The sequence below is a fragment of the Mycetocola lacteus genome, from assembly GCF_003667575.1.
Taxonomy (GTDB): Bacteria; Actinomycetota; Actinomycetes; order Actinomycetales; family Microbacteriaceae; genus Mycetocola; species Mycetocola lacteus.
In genome coordinates, this window is record NZ_RCUY01000011.1 from 77,510 (window position 1) to 97,666 (window position 20,157).

At 67.6% G+C, this 20,157-nt stretch carries 13 protein-coding genes; 1 reads left to right on the top strand and 12 read right to left on the bottom strand.

Annotated elements, in window-relative coordinates; all coding sequences use genetic code 11:
• Positions 1 to 39: 39 nt before the first annotated feature.
• From D9V34_RS12665 to D9V34_RS12690, 6 genes are all read right to left on the bottom strand, one after another.
• Entirely contained in the window at positions 40 to 7,770 is a 7,731-nt protein-coding gene (locus D9V34_RS12665) for a DUF7927 domain-containing protein (RefSeq protein ID WP_183091782.1), read from the bottom strand.
• Between the two features lie 262 nt (positions 7,771 to 8,032).
• Positions 8,033 to 8,941: a cation diffusion facilitator family transporter gene (locus tag D9V34_RS12670; RefSeq protein WP_121686990.1), complete on the bottom strand. Its 909-nt coding sequence runs from the start codon at positions 8,939 to 8,941 to the stop codon at positions 8,033 to 8,035.
• 93 nt (positions 8,942 to 9,034) lie between these two features.
• The gene (gene rdgB / locus D9V34_RS12675) at positions 9,035 to 9,646 is read right to left on the bottom strand and encodes an RdgB/HAM1 family non-canonical purine NTP pyrophosphatase (RefSeq protein WP_030148574.1); all 612 of its coding nucleotides are present in this window, start codon (positions 9,644 to 9,646) and stop codon (positions 9,035 to 9,037) included.
• On the bottom strand, positions 9,643 to 10,386 hold the full coding sequence (gene rph, locus D9V34_RS12680; protein WP_030148573.1) for a ribonuclease PH: 744 nt from the start codon (positions 10,384 to 10,386) through the stop codon (positions 9,643 to 9,645). Before rph ends, rdgB begins: the two co-directional genes overlap by 4 nt.
• 27 nt (positions 10,387 to 10,413) lie before the next feature.
• Positions 10,414 to 11,280 (bottom strand): glutamate racemase, encoded by an 867-nt coding sequence (murI, locus tag D9V34_RS12685; protein ID WP_121686991.1) that lies wholly within the window; start codon positions 11,278 to 11,280, stop codon positions 10,414 to 10,416.
• A gap of 159 nt (positions 11,281 to 11,439) precedes the next feature.
• Complete coding sequence (locus D9V34_RS12690; protein WP_121686992.1) at positions 11,440 to 11,934, bottom strand: aromatic ring-opening dioxygenase LigA; 495 nt, start codon at positions 11,932 to 11,934, stop codon at positions 11,440 to 11,442.
• Between the two features lie 294 nt (positions 11,935 to 12,228).
• Here D9V34_RS12690 and D9V34_RS12695 point away from each other — a divergent pair, with 294 nt between their 5' ends.
• A complete protein-coding gene (locus tag D9V34_RS12695) occupies positions 12,229 to 13,539 on the top strand; it encodes a nicotinate phosphoribosyltransferase (protein WP_121686993.1) in 1,311 nt (436 codons plus the stop codon).
• Positions 13,540 to 13,654: 115 nt separating this feature from the next.
• Here D9V34_RS12695 and D9V34_RS12700 read toward each other — a convergent pair whose 3' ends face one another.
• The 6 genes from D9V34_RS12700 to D9V34_RS18155 form a co-directional block, all read right to left on the bottom strand.
• Positions 13,655 to 14,632 carry a nucleoside hydrolase gene (locus tag D9V34_RS12700; protein ID WP_121686994.1) on the bottom strand — a complete coding sequence of 326 codons (978 nt, stop codon included), beginning with the start codon at positions 14,630 to 14,632 and terminating at the stop codon, positions 13,655 to 13,657.
• The gene (locus D9V34_RS12705) at positions 14,629 to 15,858 is read right to left on the bottom strand and encodes a LacI family DNA-binding transcriptional regulator (protein WP_121686995.1); all 1,230 of its coding nucleotides are present in this window, start codon (positions 15,856 to 15,858) and stop codon (positions 14,629 to 14,631) included. The genes D9V34_RS12700 and D9V34_RS12705 overlap by 4 nt, the downstream gene beginning before the upstream one ends.
• Positions 15,855 to 17,243 (bottom strand): MFS transporter, encoded by a 1,389-nt coding sequence (locus tag D9V34_RS12710; protein WP_245991777.1) that lies wholly within the window; start codon positions 17,241 to 17,243, stop codon positions 15,855 to 15,857. The genes D9V34_RS12705 and D9V34_RS12710 overlap by 4 nt, the downstream gene beginning before the upstream one ends.
• A 313-nt stretch (positions 17,244 to 17,556) precedes the next feature.
• Positions 17,557 to 17,847, bottom strand: coding sequence for a DUF3039 domain-containing protein (locus D9V34_RS12715; RefSeq protein ID WP_043321534.1), 291 nt, complete (start codon positions 17,845 to 17,847; stop codon positions 17,557 to 17,559).
• A gap of 39 nt (positions 17,848 to 17,886) precedes the next feature.
• The gene (locus tag D9V34_RS12720; protein WP_147441566.1) at positions 17,887 to 19,428 is read right to left on the bottom strand and encodes a hypothetical protein; all 1,542 of its coding nucleotides are present in this window, start codon (positions 19,426 to 19,428) and stop codon (positions 17,887 to 17,889) included.
• Positions 19,404 to 20,150: an ABC transporter ATP-binding protein gene (locus tag D9V34_RS18155; protein ID WP_245991779.1), complete on the bottom strand. Its 747-nt coding sequence runs from the start codon at positions 20,148 to 20,150 to the stop codon at positions 19,404 to 19,406. Before D9V34_RS18155 ends, D9V34_RS12720 begins: the two co-directional genes overlap by 25 nt.
• Positions 20,151 to 20,157: the final 7 nt, after the last annotated feature.

Here is a 20,157-nt window from a genome sequence, read left to right on the forward strand (position 1 = left end):
TGAGCGCACCACCGAGCCGCGCCCGAAGGCACCTCCAGACTAGGCCCGCCGGCCGCGCCGCATGAGCACCAGGCCGGCCGCGAGCAGCGCCCCCGCCAGCAGTGTGAGGGTACTCGAGGCGTCTCCGCCACCGGTGCTGCTCAGCCGAGTCTCGGCGATTATCGGCTTCGGCGTGGCCGGGTCACCGGGACCGTGGGGCACACTCGGCAGGCCCGGGTGAGCGGGCAGCGTCGGGACCGTGGGTGCCGTCGGGGTACCGGGGATGGTGGGTTCTCGCGGATCCTCGGGGATGATCGGGCAGTCGGTCTCGGGGAACGACACCGTTTTGGTTGCCGTGAGCCGGTCGGTCGCGGTGACCCATCCCGCGCGCGGCACCACGTGGAACCCGGCCTCGGCATGGGCGGTGATCACCACGGACTTCCCCGGGGCAAACTCCCCGGTGACCTCATACCAGACGCCCGGGGTAAGCAGTACGCTCAGGGTTGGCCGCACGTATACACCGGCCACACAGCCGGGCTCGGTGACCACCGGATCGCGCGGGGTCACCGGCACCGTGTCCTCGCCCGTTCCAGGTTCTCCGGTGCCCGGGCCGGTCCCGGTCCCGGGGTGTTCGGGATCCACGCCGCCGTCACCGCCGCCGCCGGGGTTCCCCTCACCGCCGCCGGTGTGAGGCGGATCGATCGGGGTGGTGGTCGCGCAGCCCTCGGATTCGTCGGTGGGCGAGGTGCAGGACGTGGGTGCCGACGATCCGGTCCCCCACACTCGGTTGACCAGGCCGACGTCATGAATCTGGGCACTGGTGGTGGTGATCACCACGCGATAGCGCAGCACGGCACTCTCCCCCGGTGCCAGGTCGAAGGCCGGGGTGCGAAGCCAGGAGGTGCCGGGCTTGGGTGGTTCCACCCGAATCGGCTCGCGATCACCGATTTTCAGGGTAATGTCGCCGTCGAGACGTGCGGCACCGAGCACCTGGCTCAGGTCATCGGTGAGCACGATCCCGGTCACCGGACCCTGGTTCTCGGCTCGCGCGGAGGCGCGCACCTCATAGGTGATGCTGTCGCCCACGGCGAGGCTGGTGCCCGCGCCGATCGGAGCACCGGAAGTGTTTTCAGCGTGCTTGCCGATCGACCACTGCGCGGGCGTGGTTCCGCCGCCGGGACCGGTACCGCCGTCGTTTCCGCCGCCGGTACCGGGGGTTTCGGGCCCGCCGGATCCGCAGTCGGGGGCCTCGGGGAAGCTCACCGAGAAGTGTGCGGTTTTCCCGTCCTCGGCGAGCTCCCATCCGGGCGGCACCACCAGGGCGAATCCCTCACGCGCGTGCGCGGTGATCGTCACCGTGTGCCCGAAGGCCACCTCGCCGGCGATCGTATAGAAGATTCCGGGTGTCACCGGCACGTTGATCCACGGGGCCTCGGGTTCCCCGTCGGTGCACACCGGTGCGGTGGGCCAGGAGGGGTCCTCGGGCGTGGCCGGGGTGTCCGTTCCGGGCCCCGGGTCCGGGGTGGTCGGAGTACAGTCAGGCAGGCTCAGAGTGATGACCCTGGTTGCCGAGGTCTTCTCGGCTGAGAGCGTCCAGCCGGCCGCGGGGCGAAGCGTCCGTCCATCCAGCGAGGTTGCGGTGATCGTGACCGTGCCGCCGGCCACCAGCTCGCCGCTCATCTCATAGCGCACCCCGTCGGATACCGGCAGCCGTACGTCGGGCACCGAGATGCCGCCCTCGGGCAGGCAGATCGCCTGGGTGATGCTCGGGTCAGCGAGCGACACCCGGTCATCCACGATGACCAGTTCGGTGCGGCACGCGGCATTCAGTCCGGCATCGGTGTCGCCCACCGCGCAGCGAGCGGGTGTGTTGACGCCGCTGCCGCGCACGTCGTTGCGCAGGGTGCCGCCGTGCTGTCCCTCGGCGACGCGGACCGCATAGCTGAGCACCGCGGTCTGATCGCGGGCCAGATCGAATGCGGGCGTGATAAGTTGCCGCGTGGCCGACGGGGTCACCGTGATCGGTGCAGCCTCCCCCACGCGCAGGCTCGGGGGCGCAACCAGCTCGGCCGAGGCGAGCACGCCGGCCAGGCTGTCATGCAGCACCACGTCCTCGGCGGTGTTGCCCGAGAGCCAGCGTGCGGTGATCTCGTACCGGACAATGTCGCCCCCGGTCACCACGGCACCGGCTGCCAGCGGGTGACCGTCGGCATCCAGGGCCACCTTAGAGAGTGTCCAGGCGCTCAGGATCGGTGTGGTCACCTCGGCGCACACCCGGGCGGCATTCTCGCCGGGCTCCCCGGCACAGATTCGGTTGAGCAGCGAGCGGTCGCCGCTGCCGGTACGAGCATTGACGGTCACCGGGTAGGTCAGGGTCAGTTTCTCCCCGGCGGCCAGGGCCCCGCTCCAGCGCACGTGGCCGTCCACCATCGGGACCTCAAACTCGGGGCCGTCGCCGATGCGAGCGATCGCCACCTCGCCCACCGGGGTCGCATCGTCCAGGACACCGGCCAGGGTATTATCCACCGCGAGCGGGGCGCGCTCGGACCAGGCACCGGGCCCGGGGTTCTCGACGGTCAGCCGGTAGTCCAGGCGTTCCCCGCGCAGCGCGGTACCGGTAAAGGTCTCGCCGTCGCGCAGCAGTTCACCACCCACCCGCGGGGCCGCCGGGGCGAGCTGCAGCTGCACGGCGCAGGGCTGGGTGGCCGGGCCGCAAGTGGCCGGGGCGATGGTGCCGATTCCGGGGATCTCGGCGGTACCGATCGCCTCGTCTCGCAGGGTACCTCGGCGCAGATCCTCGGGCACGGTCACCGTGTAGGCGAGAACCGCGGGCTGATCCCCGGGCAGTTCAAAGCGCGGGGTGGTCACCCGACCAGAGGCCAGCTTCAGGGTGGTGGGGGCGGCGGATCCCACGGTCAGGGTGGGATCGCCCGTAAGCTCGGCCACGCCGAGGGTCTGAGATGGATTCGCCTGAATCTGCACACCCTCCACGGGCCATCCGCCGATAGCCTCGGCACGGACCCGATAGGTCAGCCGATCCCCCGGGCGCACCGGGGAGCCGCTGGTGAGCTCGGCACCGTGCTGATCGGTCACGCTCAGGTTCATCCGCCAGTTTTCACCCACGCCAATCTTCAGCCGATCACAGGCGCTGAGGATCGGGTCGGTCACGCCGGGGTTGCGGCTATCGCCGCTCACACAGGCCTCACCATCCAGCATCTTGGGTGTGGTACCGCCGGCGGCGGGCTGCTGCATAATCTGCACCCTGAACGTGATGACCTTGGTTCCGCCGGCCGCGAGCGGGCCGCTCCAGCTCAGGCGGTTATCCACCACCGTGGCCCCGCCGGTCGGGGCACCCACCAGGGCGCCGTCGTCGAGGATGTCGCCGAGGTCCTCGCTCAGGGTCAGCGGGTTACCGGCGGCCCAGCCGGAGGCGGCGTTCCAGCCGCCCTGGCCGGGGTTCTTGATCGTGATCGTGTACTCACCCACGTCGCCCGCGCGCAGCGGACGGGTCGGGTTCGGCACCTTGGTGAAGCCCTGTTTGATACTCAGCTCGGGATACACCCGGCTGATGGTGTGATCCCAGTCGGCGCACTGCGTGATCCGCGGACCGTCGGGCAGCGCCTTATTGCCCGAGTCACCGCTCGCGCAGGAGTGCGCGGTGAGGTGCAGGTCGCCGGTGTAACTGTCGCTCACCTGCACCCGGTAGGCCACATACATCGTGGCCCCGGCCGGCAGCGGGAACGTGTGGGCCAGCGTGGTTCCCTCGATCTTGGGATCCACGACGGCGCAGTCCGAGCTCCAGGAGGTGGGGCTCGCACACGCGGCCGAAGCACCCACCCGGGAGCCGAGGAACACCGCATCGTCCAGGACCCCGGAGAGATCCTGGCTTACCGTGATCCGGCGATCCGCCGCCCAGCTGCTCGGGGCCGTCCACGCCGAAATGGACGGGTTGGTGATGGCCACGCCGTACTGCAGCACGTCGCCCGGACGGATCTCGGTTCCCGGACTGCCCGAGACCTTGGCCCACTGCTTGCCCAGCTTCATCTCGGGGAACACCGCGGTGAACGGGGTCTCGCTGCGCAGCTCGCGCACCAGACGGCCCTCGTCGGGCAGGTCACGGTTACCGGTTTCCCCGGTGATAACACTCAGGGCCGTGAGGATCTGATCACCCGGCACATCGTTCCTGATGGTTCCGCGGATGGTGAACGCCTGGGTGGTGCCCGCCCCCAAGGGGAAGGTCACGTCGATCTTGCCGGCGTCGGTGGGGTCGCCGTAGGAGGTGCAGTAGACGGGCTGCCAGGCGTTGTCCGGCTGACAGGGGCCGGCGACCCCCGACTGCGAGCCATACCAGCTCACATCATCGAGGAACCCGGAGAGATCCTGGCTCAGCCGAAGTCGCTTATCCACCGACCAAGACGATGCCCCCGTCCACCCGGTTTTGCCCGGGTTGCTGATGCGCAGCGCGATCTGCACGCTGTCGCCGGTGCGCAGTTCGGTGCCCGGGGAACCGGAAACCTTCACAATCTTCTGGGTCGCCGTAAGCTCGGGATAGGTGCGCTGGAAGGCCAGCTGGCTCTGCGCGGTGCGGGTAATGACCCCGGCATCGGCCCGGGTGGTGTCGCCGGTGTTCCCCGTGACCACCGAGGCCGTGCGGATCAGCTGGTCCCCGGTGAAGCCGTTGTGCACCACACCGCGGATGTTGAAGGCCTGGGTGCCGCCCGCGGCCAGGGAGAACGTCTGGGTCACCTTGCCACTGCTGGTATCGCTGCCAAAACCGGGGCAGTAGTTCGGGTCCCAGGCGTTGGGGGCCATGCAGTTCCCCGAGACGCCCTGCTGGGCGCCACCGTAGGTCACATCGTCGAGGAAGCCGGTGAGGTCCTGCGTATAGGTGAGTCGCTTATCCGCCGACCAGCTCGAGGGTCCGGTCCAGCCGGTCTTGCCGGGGTTTTTTACCCGGACGGCGACCTGCACCACGTCTCCCGGCAGCAGGTCGGTTCCGCTGGAGCCGCTCACCTTGGTCAGCGTCTGGGTCAGCTCGGCCTCGGGATAGGTCCGGTCGAAGCCCAGCGTGGCCTGCGCGCTGCGCGTGAGCACGCCGCCGTCGGCCTGGGCCGCGTCCCCGGGATTCCCGGTGACGCTCGCGGTGGTGCGCAGGATCTGATCGCCGGGGAAATCGTTGCGGATCACGCCCCGAATATTGAACGCCTGGGTGGTTCCGGCCGCCAGGGAAAAGGTCGAGGTGAGTTTTCCGTCAGCCCCTACGGCCCCCATCACCGGGCAGTAGTTGGGGTCCCAGCTGGCCGGCGGTTGGCAGTTACCCGAGACGCCCTGGAGGGCGCCCACGAGGGACACATCATCGAGGAACCCGCCGAGGTCCTGGGTATAGGTGAGGCGCTTATCCGAGGACCAGCTGGAGGGTCCGGTCCACGCGGTCTTCGAGGGGTTCTTGACCCGCACCGCGATCTGCACGGTGTCCCCGGGCAGGATCTCGGATCCCGCGGACCCGGTCACCTTGGCCATGGTCTGGGTCATTTCCAGCTCGGGGAAGGTGCGGGCGAAGCTCAGCTCGCTCTGCGCGGTTCGGGTGATCCGGCCGTCGTTCTCGCTGCTTGTGTCCCGCGGGTTTCCGGTAAGCAGGGCCGAGGTCGAGATCTTCTGGTCTCCCGGATAGTCGTTGCGCACCACCCCGCGAATGTTGAACGCCTGGGTAGTCCCCGCGGGCAGCGCAAAGGTCATGCTCAGCTTGCCGTCGGGGCCAGGGAGGCCCGCGTTGGCACAGTAGTTGCCGTCCCAGGCATTGATCGGTTGACAGTTCCCCGAGGTGCCCTGGATCGCCCCGCCGTAGGTGACATCGTCGAGGAATCCGGTGAGGTCCTGCACATAGGTCAGGCGCTTATCCACCGACCAGGAGGACGCATCGGTCCAGCCGGTTTTGGCGGGGTTTTTCACGCGGACCGCAATCTGGACCACGTCACCGGGCAGCAGGTCGGTGCCGGTGGATCCGGCAACCTTGGTCATCGTCTGGGTCATCTCGGCTTCGGGGTACACCCGATCAAACCCGAGCGTGTCCTCCTTGGTGAGCACAATCCGTCCGCCGTTTTCCAGCTTCGGATTTCCCGACTCCCCAGAGATCTGCACGGCCGTGCGCATCCGCTGATCGCCGGCGAAATCGTTGCGCACCACGCCACGAATGTTGAACGCCTGGGTCGCGCCCGCGGGCAGCGAGAACTTCAAACTCAGCTTGCCGTCGGCACTCGGCAGACCGGCATTGGCGCAGTAGTTGCCGTCCCAGGCATTGATCGGCTGACAGTTCCCCGAGGTGCCCTGGATCGCCCCGCCGTAGGTGACGTCGTCGAGGAACCCGGAGAGGTCCTGACCGTAGCTCAGCAGTTTGTCGGTGGTGGTGGATGAGGGCGCCGTCCATCCGGTCTTGCCGGTGTTGGTGGCACGCACGGCGATCTGAATGGTGTCGCCGGGGAGGATCCCCGATCCGCTCGACCCGGCGACCTTGGTGATGACCTGGGTCATGGTCAGTTCGGGATACAGCGGGGTCACGTCGGCCGAGGCCGTGGCGGAACGGGTCAGCACCGGACCGTCGGGACGGGTGGTATCGCCGGTATCCACGCTCACGCCCACCCGGGAGTTCAGCTTGAGGTCGCCGGTGAAATCGTTGCGCACAACCGCGCGGGCACTGAGGTACTGGATTCCGCCGGGAGCAAGGGTCATCGGGACGTTGATGATCCCGCCGGCGCTCGGGTTCCCCACCGAGGGGCAGTAGGCCGGGTTCCAGGAGGTGTTGGTGCTACAGAGGATGGAAACCCCCGAGAGGGCTCCACCGAAGGCGGCATCATCGAGCACGCCGGAGAGATCCAGGGCCACGTTGGCTCGGCGATCCGGGGACCAGGGATTCGGGCCGATCAGGTTGAGGTCGCCGGTGTTTTTCACCGCCACGAAGAACTGAATCACGTCTCCGGGCACCAGGTCGCCGCCGGCGCTGCCGCTCACCTTGGCCCAGTTCTGGGTCACCTCGATGTCGGCCTTGGAGTGGATCAGGGTCGCGGTGTTGTCGGCGCAGCGCTCGATCGGATCGATTCCCGCGCCCGTCGGGGCACCGCTCACGCAGGTGGCTACCCGCACCAGGTCGTCCCCGCGGCGGAAGTCATCAACCTGGGCGGTGAACGTGAGTACCTGGGATTTTCCCGCGGCCAGCTCTCCCGACCAGGTCAGGGTCGGCGCGGTTCCCGCGCGGCCAAAGAGCCCAGAGGAGTTGATGCGCGCATCATCCAGCAGGTCGGTAATGTCGACACTCACCCGGGCCGGGGTGGCACGAGTCCACGCATTGGTGCCGGGATTGGTCACGGTCACCGTGTAGGTGACCAGGTCCCCCGGGCGCAGGGCCGCGGTGGGGTTGGGTGCCTTGGCGGCGCTGAGGGTGACCCCCAGATCCCAGTCGGCCGGGGCCAGCGCGGCGGCGGGCGTGGCTGCGGACGTGGCGGCGGCTGATTCGGTGAACACGGTTGAATCCCGAGCCGCGACGTTCATCGCGGGGAGCCTCAGGGTGGCCAGCCCGGTGTGTGTCCCGTCTGCGGCACGGCCCTGCTCCGCGGAGGACGTGCTCGCAGGTGCCTGCCCCGCTGAGGAAGACTGTGCCGGTGCCGTGCCCTCCTGTGCGGATGCCTGGACCCCGATCATCAGCCCCGCCAGGGTCGCGAACCCCAGAATCCCCAGGGTGCGAAACAGGACTCGTCGCCGCGGATAACGGGGCGCGGATGTGCGGGCGTGCTTGGGCATTTCGGGGTGCTTTCGGGTCCGACCGGGATACCCATCGTGCGCGGCGAGGCAGGGGGTACTCGCCGAAAAAGATACGGGGCAATCGTGAGGGTAGGTGAACATCGAGAAAACTCACTGCTCACTGCCAGTGTATCGGGTGTGGCACCTCGTCCCGTCCCCGCCCACACGAAAATTCATACCCAGTTCGGTGGCCGGTTACGCAGACAAAAGCCCGGCCTCACACACCGAATGGGGTGTCTGAGACCGGGCTATCGGGTGCGTCCTAGACGTGCACCTCACGCTCATGCTCGGCGTGCTTGGGTGGTTCGATCTGGAAGGTCGAGTGCTCCACGTCGAAGTGGTCGTGCAGGCAGTCGGAGAGCCGGTCCAGCAGCGCCCCCACCTCCCCACGTTCGAAGACCTCGTCCTCGGCCACCACGTGGGCGGTGAAGACGTGCTCCCCCGAGGTGATCGACCACAGGTGTACATCGTGGACCTCGCGCACCCCCTCGGCCCGGGCGATGTGGGCACGCACGTCCTCAACCGAGGTATCCACGGGGGTGGACTCGTTGAGCACACGCCACACATCGCGCAGCAGCAGGTAGGCGCGCGGCAGGATGAACGCGGCAATCGCCAGCGACACGATCGCATCGGCGGGGGCCCAGCCGGTGAGCATGATGATGATCGCGGCCACGATCACCGCCACCGATCCCAGCATGTCACCAAAGACCTCAAGGTAGGCACCACGCAGGTTGATCGAGGACTTCGCCCCGGCCCGCAGGATCAGCATCGACACGATATTGGCGGCGAGACCCACGATGGCCACCAGGAGCATCGGTACCGGCAGAATCTCCGCCTCGGTGGGGTTGGTCAGCCGCTGAATCGCCTCGAGGGCGATGCTGATCGAGACACCGCAGAGAATCAGACCGTTGATCAGCGCGCCAAACACCTCCGTCCGGCGATATCCGTAGGTCGCACGGGCGGAGGCGGGGCGGGCCGCGAGGGTCATCGCGGTGAGGGCCACGATCAGGCCGATCAGGTCGCTGAGCATGTGCCCGGCGTCGGCCAGCAGAGCCAGCGAGCCGGTGAGCAGGCCACCGATGACCTCGGCCACAAACACCGTCGAAACGATGCCGATGACAATCAGGAGTCGTTTTTTGGACGTGGTTGCGGGTGCGTGATCGTGTGCCATGCTTCCACGCTACAAAGGCCGTCCCGAAAGGGCTAGGCCGACACCGTAGATAGGAATGATAGCAGTTATCAATATCCGGCTGACCGGGGGTTTCTAGGCTCCGATCAGGCCGTTCAGCACCGGAATTGCGCGCTCAAACGCGCGGGCCCGGTGGCTCGCCTGGTTCTTCTGCTCGGGGGTCAGCTCGGCGGCTGAAACCTCGAACTCGGCGGGCAGGAACACCGGGTCATAGCCGAAGCCGTTTTCGCCCTGGGGCTCGCGGGCGAGGGCACCGGTCCAGATGCCCACCACCACATCCTCGCTGGGCTCCGAGCCATCCACGCCCGGGTTTACGATCGCGATGTTGCAGACAAACTGTGCGCCGCGGTGCTCGGGGGCGATGTCCGAGAGCTGTGCGAGCAGCAGTTCGAGGTTCGCCCGGTCGTTTTTGCCCGGGCCGGCCCAGCGTGCCGAGAAGATGCCGGGGGCACCACCCAGCAGGTCCACCGCGATGCCGCTGTCATCAGCGAGCGCGATCTTGCCGGTGTGCGCGGCGGCCACGCGGGCCTTAATAAGCGCGTTCTCGGCAAAGCTGGTCCCGTCCTCCACCGGATCGGGCCCGTCATAGGCGACGATGTTCAGTCCCGGCAGCGCGCCGCCGAGGATCTTCTGGAACTCCTCCACCTTGTGCTGGTTGTGGGTCGCCAGGACAACCTCGATGCTCATCGCGCACCACCCTCGAGGGCGGCGAACTGCAGCTCCTTGAGCTCGGCGGAGGAGGCCACGGCCAGATCCAGCAGCTTATTCAGCTCGTCGCGGTCAAACGGCGCACCCTCGGCGGTGCCCTGCACCTCGACGAAGCGGCCGTCGCCGGTCAGTACCACGTTCATGTCGGTCTCGGCACGGACGTCCTCGACGTAGGCCAGATCGAGCATCGGCACGCCATCGATGATGCCCACCGAGACCGCGGCCACCGAGTCGGTGAGCGGCTGAGCCTTGGGACCGATGTGCTTACGCTCGCGCGCCCACTCGATCGCCTGGGCCAGTGCCACATAGGCGCCGGTGATCGCGGCGGTGCGGGTTCCGCCGTCGGCCTGGAGTACGTCACAGTCGATCACGATGGTGTTCTCGCCCAGTGCCTTGGTGTTGATCACCGCGCGCAGGCTGCGACCGATCAGACGGGAAATCTCGTGGGTGCGTCCACCAATCTTGCCCTTGACGGCCTCGCGGTCGTTGCGGGAGTTGGTGGCCCGGGGCAGCATCGCGTACTCGGCGGTGACCCAGCCCTTGCCCTTCCCGGTGAGCCAGCGCGGCACACCCGGGGTGAAGGAGGCGGTGCACAGCACCTTGGTGTTGCCGTAGCTGATCAGCGCCGATCCCTCGGCCTGGGCGCTCCAGCCGGGCTCGATGGTGATGGTACGCAGCTGATCGGGGGTCCGGCCATCGGCACGGGTCGTGTTGCTCACGCGGAGCTCCTTCGGGTTGGGGCGAGCCTAGCTCGCGGCGGGGTTCTGGGTGGTGGTTTCGCGCTGCAGGGTGCGCAGATCGCCGAGGTCGATGACGCCGGTCTGTACGAGGTCCACATGCGAGATTTCGCGACCCACCAGGCGGGTGGCGAGCTCCAGGAACTCACTCTCGCTCTGGCCGGTGGCCTCGTAGTGGTGCTGGGGCGGGGTGATCGCGGTGCGCTCCTGCCCCATCGATACCAGCTGGCGGTAGACGTCGTTGGCGGTTTCCGAGTCGCTGGAGACCAGGGTCACATCCGGACCCATCACATAGCTAATCGCACCCTTGAGGAAGGGATAGTGGGTACAGCCGAGCACCAGGGTGTCCACGCCCGCCTCACGCAGCGGTCCCAGATACTCCTCGGCGACGGCCAGCACCTCGGGGCCGGTGGTGATGCCGTTTTCGACAAACTCCACAAACTTCGGGCACGCCTGGGTGAACAGCTCCAGCTCGGGGGCCGCGGCAAACGCATCCTGGTAGGCGCGGGAGCGGATGGTGCCGGCGGTGCCGATCACGCCCACGCGGTTGGTGCGGGTGACCCGCACGGCGCTGCGCACGGCGGGCTGGATGACCTCGATGACCGGGACCGAGTAGCGCTCGCGCGCATCCCGGAGGACCGCCGAGGAGGCGGTGTTGCAGGCAATCACCAGCATCTTGACACCCTTGGCCACCAGGTCGTCCATCACCTCAAGTGAGTAGCGACGCACATCCGCGATGGACTTGGGGCCGTACGGAGAGTGGGCGGTATCCCCCACGTAGAGGATCTGTTCTCGCGGCAGCTGATCCTGAATAGCGCGGGCGACGGTGAGTCCCCCAACGCCGGAGTCAAAGATCCCAATTGGTGCATCATTCACACCCTCAACCCTACTACCGGAGGCCCTTCCGGGCGGTACACGGACACGCGAACGCCCCCATCCCCGCGCCGATGAGACGGGAAATGAGGGCGTTATCGGGGCACCCCGAGTCGGCACCCGGTAGCCTTGTGGGCCTGGGTGCCGCAGACCGCGAGGAAACTACTCCGCGGGGGTGACCGGGACGGTGGCTACGGCTGCGCGGCGACGCGGCGCGATGGTCAGGATGACCCAGCCGATGATGCCAAAGAGGATCCCGACACCGATCACAAACGCCGAGACACCGTAGGAGACCACCGAGGTGAACAGCGAGGTACGCAGGAACGAGGCGTTCATCACGGTGGCGCGCTTCGGGTCATCCTTGTCCAGCTCGGCATAGGTCTTGCCGTCGGTCATGTTCTTGGCGTGGGTGCTGATGATGTCGGCCTGTGCAAACGCGGAGAACGGGCCGGCTACGTCGGCACCGCCGAGGAAGGCGGCATCCTCGCTCACGGTGATCTTCTCGGCGCGCAGCTGGCTGGTCACCACGCCCCAGACGGTTCCGCCGGCGATAATCATCACGGCTGCGGCGAGCAGCGCGATGAATCCGGCCCAGCGCAGCGCGAGGGCCTTACCGGGGGTGATGCTCAGGGTGACGGGTGCTGTGGTTTCGGACATAACTGCTCCTTGTAGTTGGGTGATCGCGTTTGTGACGCAATCCCGACGTGGTCTAACGACCCACAATCGCCCCGGAACCTGCCCGGGAACTGCGATGCTCACGGTGCGAGTAATTGCATGCTAATCGTGTGTTAGCCATTCCGTTTCGGTAATGACGCCCCCAGTATGGGGCTCCTGTCGTATCGTGCAGATATGCAACTTCTGTCGTAAAACTGCGCGAGTTTCCGCGGATCCCATGCGGATATTTGTGCACCCCGGATGCGGAGACGTTCACGAAGTGGCTAGGCTGGCGACGTGAACACTTCAACCGCACTTCACACCGACCGCTACGAGCTCACCATGATCGATGCCGCGTTCGCGCGCGGCACCGCCACCGAGCACTGTCTCTTCGAGGTCTTCGCCCGCCGCCTTCCCGGCGCACGTCGCTACGGCGTCGTGGCCGGCACCGGCCGCCTGCTCGAACTGATCCGCGACTTCCGCTTTGGCGAGTCCGAGTTGCAGTGGCTCCGTGACAATAATGTGGTGGGCACCGAGACCCTGGACTGGCTCGCCGACTACCGTTTCCGCGGCAACATCTGGGGCTACCAGGAGGGCGAGGTCTACTTCCCCAACTCCCCCATCCTGACCGTCGAGGCGAGCTTCGCCGAGGGTGTCATCCTGGAGACCCTGGCGCTCAGCGTCCTGAACTATGACAGCGCGGTGGCCAATGCCGCGACCCGCATGGTCACCGCGGCCATCGGCCGCCCGCTCTCGGAGATGGGCTCACGCCGGGCCAATGAGGAGGCCGCCGTGGCCGCCGCCCGCGCCGCCTATATCGCCGGCTTCGGCGCGACCAGTAATCTCGAGGCCGGACGCCGCTGGGGCATTCCCACGATGGGCACCGCTGCCCACGCCTTCACCCTGCTGCACGCGAGCGAGGAGGAGGCCTTCCAGGCGCAGATCGACAAACTCGGCACCAAAACCACCCTGCTGGTGGATACCTACGATGTGCACCAGGGTGTGGAAACGGCGATCCGGGTGGCCGGGCCCGAACTCGGCGCGATCCGTCTGGACTCGGGTGACCTGCCCACCCTGGTCACCGAGGTACGGGCACAGCTCGACTCGCTGGGGGCCACCGGCACCAAGATCACCGTGACCAACGACCTGGATGAGCACGCGATCGCGACCCTCGCTGCCTCCCCGGTGGACTCCTACGGCGTGGGCACCTCGGTGGTCACCGGTTCCGGCTCCCCTGCCGCGAGTATGGTCTACAAGCTGGTGGCCCGCCGCGGTGAGGATGGGTCCTGGATTCCGCTGGCCAAGAACTCCGAGGGCAAGGCGTCGATCGGCGGCAAGAAGACCCCGATGCGCCGCCTCTCGGCCTCGGGCCGTGCCAACCAGGAGCGCATCTACATCGGTGACACCGCCCCCGAGGCCGAGGCTTCGGAGCGTGCGCTGAACGTGCCGCTGATCGTGGACGGCGTGATCGAGGAGCGCTACCTGGGTGCCGCCGGCACCGCGCTGGCCCGTGAGCACCGTGCCACCGCGGTGAGCGAGCTGCCGGCCGGGGCCTTCCGTTTGGGACGCGGCGACGCGGCGATCCCCACGGTCTTTATCGGCAACTAGTTTCGCACCGAGCGGGGCTCACCATGGGTGGGCCCCGCTCGGCGTTTAATCCTCGGAGCACCCCCGCTGCTCGGCATCCCGGGACTCTGGCCCGGGGAGAAGCCAGGCGGGGCGGTTAGCCGTGGGCGGCGAACCACCCGGTGAGGAGCGTGAGCAGGCGCGCATTATCGATGCGTGTCACCACCTCGATCGGCGCGGGCGCGGCACCCGGCGCAGGCAGCGCATCCGGGGCCCAGCGCACCGTGCGACCACGGGTCGGCCCCGGCAGCAGGTCCACGCTGATGTCCAGATCGCGGGTGTCCACGGTGCCCGGATCCAGTAGCAATGCCACGGTGACCACATCGTGAATCCACATCCCGCCGATGCCCCGGGTCCTGGCCGAATAGGTGATCCAGGGACGCAGGGTGGGGACCAGCGCACGGGTCAGCCGGGTGTCCAGACGTTCGATCCGGTCGAGGTCCGCGTGGGTCATCAGCGTCGTGGTGGTGGCATCCATCGGGACCAGGGTGATGCGGGCACCGCTGGAGAGCACAATCGCCGCCGCATCCGGATCCACCCCGAAATTGGTATCCACCGGATAGCCCTCCACCTCGAAGACGCCGCCCATGATGACGATGCGCGCCACGTTCCGGGCGAAGTCCGGGAAGAGTCGGGTGGCAAGCGCCAGGTTGGTGAGCGGACCGATCGCCACAATCGTGACCTCGCCGGGATAGGCCCGAACCAGCTCGCCGAGCGCCTGGGCCGCGGGAATCCCCGGCACGTCGTGGGCGGCACGCGGCCGCGGGGTCGATCCCCAGGTTTCGGTCACCGTGGCATCGGCATCCTCCCGGTCCAGGTGTGTGCGCCAGCGTTCGGGCGGCTCCACCAGCGCACGCTCGGCCCCCAGATAGATCGGCACCTCGGTCCCGAAATTCTCGATCAGGGTTTGCGCCGCGGCAAAGCCGAGCGCGCTCGGGGTGTTACCAGAAACCGTGGTGATCGCCTCGAGGGTCAGCTCGGGATGGGCAGCCACGGCGAGCGCCAGGGCCAGTCCGTCATCCACGTTGGCCCCGGGTACCCCGTTGCCGGGATCGCAGTCGATCACGATCCTCACGCGGAAGCCCCCGTTCGCGACCCGGGCCGTTCGGCCGCGGTTCTTCCCACCGTCGCTTGCTCCGTTGTCGGCCGTTTCGCCGCCGGTTGTGCCACCGCGGGTTGTGCCACCGCCGGGTGCTCCACCTCCGATTGCTCCGACGCTTGCCGTTCCGCCGCCGATTGCTCCGCTGCCCGCTGCTCCCCCGCCGAGCCCGTCGCCGCGCGCAGCGCCCGCTCCGACGGGGTGCGTCGATACTCGCACCCGCAGGAGCGTCGGCGGACCAGCTCAACATCGCAGACGGTCACCGGATACTCGGCTCGATCACTCCGGATCAACAGGTCGATTGCACGATCCGAGATCGCCTCGATCGGCTGCTCGATGGTGGACAGGGCGGGAATCGAATACTCGGCGTTGGTCGTGCCGTTGAAGCAGATCACCGCGAGGTCCTCGGGCACCCGCACCCCGAGCTCGGCCGCCGCCGCCAGCAGCCCCAAGGCCTGCTGCTCATTGGAGGCGAACACCGCATCGGGACGGGTCTCGCGCTCCAGGAGTGCCCGCCCGGCGAGGTATCCGCCGCCCCGGGTGTAGGTCCCCTCGATCTGAAGATCGGCGCGGGCGGCGTCACCGAGCGCGTCCCGCCAGCCGTCGCGTCGGTCGCGGGCGTTTTGCTGCTCCAGCGGCCCGGTGATGATCGCAACCGCGTCTCGACCGTGCTCGATCAGATGCCGGGTCGCTGCGGCCGAGGCCGCCCGCTCATCCACTCGCACGCCGATGATCCCGGGGCCCGCGGGGGGCTCGTCCAGGACCACCACCGGGACCTTACCCACGGCCTGATCCAGCCACGGATGGTCCCGGTCCACCCCGTAAAACAGCAGTCCGTCGATGCGGTGCTGGAGGAAGGTGCCCACCAGATCCGCCTCGCGGGCCGGATCATCCGCGGAGTCGCCAAGCAGCAGGGTAAACCCGCGCCGGTAGGCGGCCCCCTCGATCGCATGCGCGAGGGCGGCCACAAACGGGTTGGCAATATTGGGTACGATCAGCCCGAAGGTGCGGGTGGATCCCGAGGCCAGGGCCCGGGCGATCCCGTCGGGACGATATCCGGTGGACTCGATCGCCGCCAGGACCCGCGCCCGGGTCGCCTCGGCGACCGGGCGCGGACCATTATTGACCACGTAGCTGACCACGGCGACCGAGGTTCCGGCCACCCGGGCCACGTCGGTGCGGGTTACTTTTTCCCTACTCACACGGTTCCCATCCGAGCCTCGGCATCATCGGTGGCATCGTGAATCAGGTTGAGGTCGCGGCCGCGGGTTTCCGGGGCCGTGAAGGTGGTGAACAGCCCGATCGCCGCCATGACCACCCAGTACAATGCTAGCGGCCACCAGGCACCAAACGCGGCCAGCAACCCGGCCGCCACGGCGGGTGCGGTGCCGCCGGAGAGGATCGATCCGATCTCCTTGGCCAGCGCCATCTTGGTGAAGCGGTTGCGGGCACCAAACAGCTCGACGCCGTAGGCCGCCTGCACACCAAAGATCCCCAGTGAGGCGATGCTCATCCCGACGATAATGATCGCCATCACCACGGCGGTGTTGCGGGACTGGATCAGCGCAAACGCGGGGAACGCGTAGGCCACCAGCAGGATACAGAACCAGCGATAGGTGATCCGACGTCCGAAGCGGTCCGAGAGCCAGCCCGCAAACGGGATCACCGCAAAGCCGATCAGCGAGGCAATCAGCACTGCGGCGGTGGGCACCGACTTATCCACCATCAGCACGGTGGCCACATAGCCGATCAGGAACCCCTGGGCCATATAGGAGGGACCGTTCTCACCGATGCGCAGTCCCAGCATCACAAAGAACGCGCGGTTGCGACGCCAGAACGAGCGGGTGTCCACCGCGCGAATGGCCTCGGTGCGGGCGGCGATCTGTTCGCGCTGCTTGGCGAAGACCGGGGTTTCCTTCATGGTGCGACGCAGGACCAGGGCGAAGCCGGCGATCAGGATGCTGGCCAGGAACGGAATCCGCCACCCCCAGCTGGTCAGATCCTCCTTGGGTAACTGGACCACCAGGAGCCAGGCGGTCGAGGCCAGCAGGGTCCCGCTGTTGGACCCGAGGGCGACGATCGAGGCCACCAGTCCGCGGCGCTTGACCGGGGCAAACTCGGTCAGCACGATCGCGGCGCCGGAGAGCTCGGCACCGGCCCCGAAGCCCTGCAACACCCGCAGGATGAGCAGCAGGATCGGGGCGAGCGCGCCGACCTGGTCATAGGTCGGCAGCAGTCCGATCAGGGTGGTGGCCCCTCCCATCAGCGCGATGGTGATGACCATGACTGCCTTGCGGCCGTGCCGGTCGCCGATCCGGCCGAAGAACCAGGCACCCACCGGACGGGCAAAGAAGCCGACCGCGTAGGTCGAGAAGCTTGCCAGCAGCGCGATGGTGGGCGAGGACTCGGGGAAAAACAGGGTGTTGAACACGAGTGCGGTGGCCAGGCCGTACAGCGCGAAGTCGACGTACTCCATCGTGGTGCCAAGCCAGGAGGAGAGTGTTGCGGTCCGAAAGCTCTTTTTTCCCTCGGGGGTGGAAAGCGCATCATCCGTGACGAGCACGGGGGCGGACGGGGTGGGTTCCACGGGGGTTTCCTTTCACGCGGTCTGATGCCGCGGTGTCGAGTGGGGAGAAGGATCTACCCGCGTAGAGTCTGCGCAAAATCTACGCGGGTAGAACACCTGCTTACGGTAAGCAGCACCCGCGATAGTTGACAAGCCCCGTGGCCGCAAAACACCCACTGTTCACCCACTTGTCGCCCGGGCTTACCCCCTCGGGGCACACACAAAACGCCCCGCCTGCGAGGTCCGGTCCTCGCGGCCGTGGCGACCGCCACCATGTGGGGTGGGGTCAACAACCGCGAGAACCCGCCGGGCAGCGGGGCGTTGATTGGTGGGTTTAGCTATCGCGCAGTCGCGCGTACACTTCCTTGCAGGCCGGGCAGACCGGGAACTTTTCCGGATCGCGACCGGGGGTCCACTTCTTGCCGCAGAGCGCGCGCACCGGCTTACCGGTCATCGCGGACTCCAGGATCTTTTCCTTCTTCACGTAGTGCGAGAAGCGTTCGTGATCGCCGGGCTCGATGGCCTCCTCATTGAGGAGCTTTTCCAGCTCGCGGTCAAGCAGGGCGGTGCCGCCGCCGTCCGGCGTACCGTTCGGGTCGGAGATACTCAGGTTCACGTCGCTCATGCCTTCAGTTTAGGACGTTTACCCGGATAATGCGCGTCCCTAGTGGGAGGTCGCAAACTCCATCAGCTCCGCGGTGTGACGCGTGTAATAGCGTGCCCCGGCAATCACTCCCAGCACCAGCACCAGCACCCCGACCGCGAGGCCCACCGCAAGGGTCGGCCAGATCATCGAGGTGGCACCCCCGAAGGCCTGGACCGCGAGAAAGACCACCGGGACGCTCAGCACCACGGTCCCGATCAGGCTCAGCGCCTGCACCCGAGCCGAGTATCCGCCACCCGCCTGTGGCTGCTGGAACGGGCTATCTCCGGGCTGAACCGCCGGGTACGGGGTGCGCGCCGAGAAGTAGGAGGCCAGCCCGAGACCGGTGAGCAGGATTCCCCCACACACGCCGATCAGGACCGGCAGCATCTCGGGAACCCCGCCCAGGCCCACCGAAATCGGCGCTCCCATCGCGATCACCAGGACACCCAGCACGAAGACGGGCAGGATCCGACCGATCCGATCCGCGCGGCCCGAAACCCCGGAGGTCACGTGCAGCCAGAGGGCCGAGGAATCCAGGGCCAGATCATTATGCGGTGCCCAGGCGATAAAGACGACGATGATCGGCAGCGGCAGCAGGCTGAGCGCCGACCAGGATACCCCGGCAATGTTCAGCGCAAATACCGCCACGATCGGGACCAGGGGCACGATCAACAGCGAGGTGATGTAGCGCGGATCACGCAGCCAGTAGGTCAGCGAGCGCGCAGCCACGGCCGCGGTCGGTCCGGCGGGAACCCGGGCAAACCAGCCCAGGTGGATGCCGGCCGGCACCTCGGGCCTACTCACCGAACGCACCAGGTAGGTGCAGAGGACACCCCAGGCCGCAAACAGCACAATCACCGTGAGCACGGCGATCGCCAGCCGTCCGGCCAGTGCCCCGCCGCTGCCTGGTTCGGCCAGCAGCCAGGCGGCACCCAGCGGGGTCCACCCCGCAACCTCGGACACCGAGCTCAGGCGTTCCGGATTCCCCAGCGCGAGTGCCACGGTCCCAAGAGCCAGCACCGCCAGGATCACCGTAACGAGACCGCGTAGCCCACGACGGGCCGGCTCACGCAGCTGCCCACCGAGCGCCGATCCCACCCGGATGAGGAGCGACCCGGTCAGCGGAACCAGAACGGTGGTCGCCAGTGCCGGACCGACCGCGTCGCTCTGAGCCGACGCCAACCCGAATCCCGCGATGCCGCCCAGCAGCAGGAGCACCAGGGTCGGCAGGCTCAGCAGTCCCGAAAGAATGAGCCCGCCGGCGAGGGTGCGCGGGGCAAGACCGAAGCCCGCGTATCCCCGGGGATCCAGCGTGCTGGACACTCGAGACACCAGGGGCACCAGGAAGCAGCCCAGCAGGGCCACGCTGCCGCCCACGCCGATCAGAGCGCGCAGCAGTGCCGGATCCACCTCGGTGGGTTCCTGGAACAGCGTCGCAAACAGGTAGCAGGCGGCCGCGGAAATGATCAGGAGGAGGACCCGCCCGGCCACGGCCCGCGGTTCCCCCCGAAAGGCGTTGAGGAGGGTCTGAAGCCTTAGTCGGAGAAGCTGTGCAACCATTCCAGGCCCTCCGCGGGATCGGTGGGCGAGGACAGCTCGGCAAACCTCTCGGCCAGGGTGCCGTTTCCACGCACCTCGGCCACGGTGCCCTGAGCCAGCACGGTGCCGCTGACAATAATCGAGACGTGGTCACACACCCGCTCGATCAGTTCCATACCGTGACTCGAGAGCACTACCGTACCCCCGTGATCCACGTAGTTACGCAGGAGCGTCAGGAGTCGATCCACCGACACCGGGTCCACGGATTCAAAGGGCTCATCCAGCACCAGCAGGCGCGGGGAGTGGATCAGCGCCGCGGCCAGGGCAACCTTCTTGCGCATGCCCACCGAATAGTCAGACACCAGGCGGCCCAGCGCCTCGGTGAGGCCGATCGCGGCGGCCAGATCGCCGATCCGCGCGCGCACGGTGGCGGCGCTCAGGCCACGCAGGGTGCCCGAGTAGTGCAGGAACTGTGCACCGGTAAGACGCTCAAATAGCCGCATCCGGTCGGGAAGGGCTCCGATGGTGCGCTTGGCCCGGTCCGGATCCTCCCAGACATTGACGCCATTCACCAGAATCTCGCCGGCGTCGGGACGCAGCAGCCCGGTGATCATCGAGAGTGCGGTGGTCTTGCCCGCGCCGTTAGGCCCAACGATGGCAGAGAACGTGCCGGTGGGCACACGCAGATCCAGGTTGTCCACCGCGTGGGTACCCCCGTAATGACGGGTCAGCCCGCGCACCACCAGGACG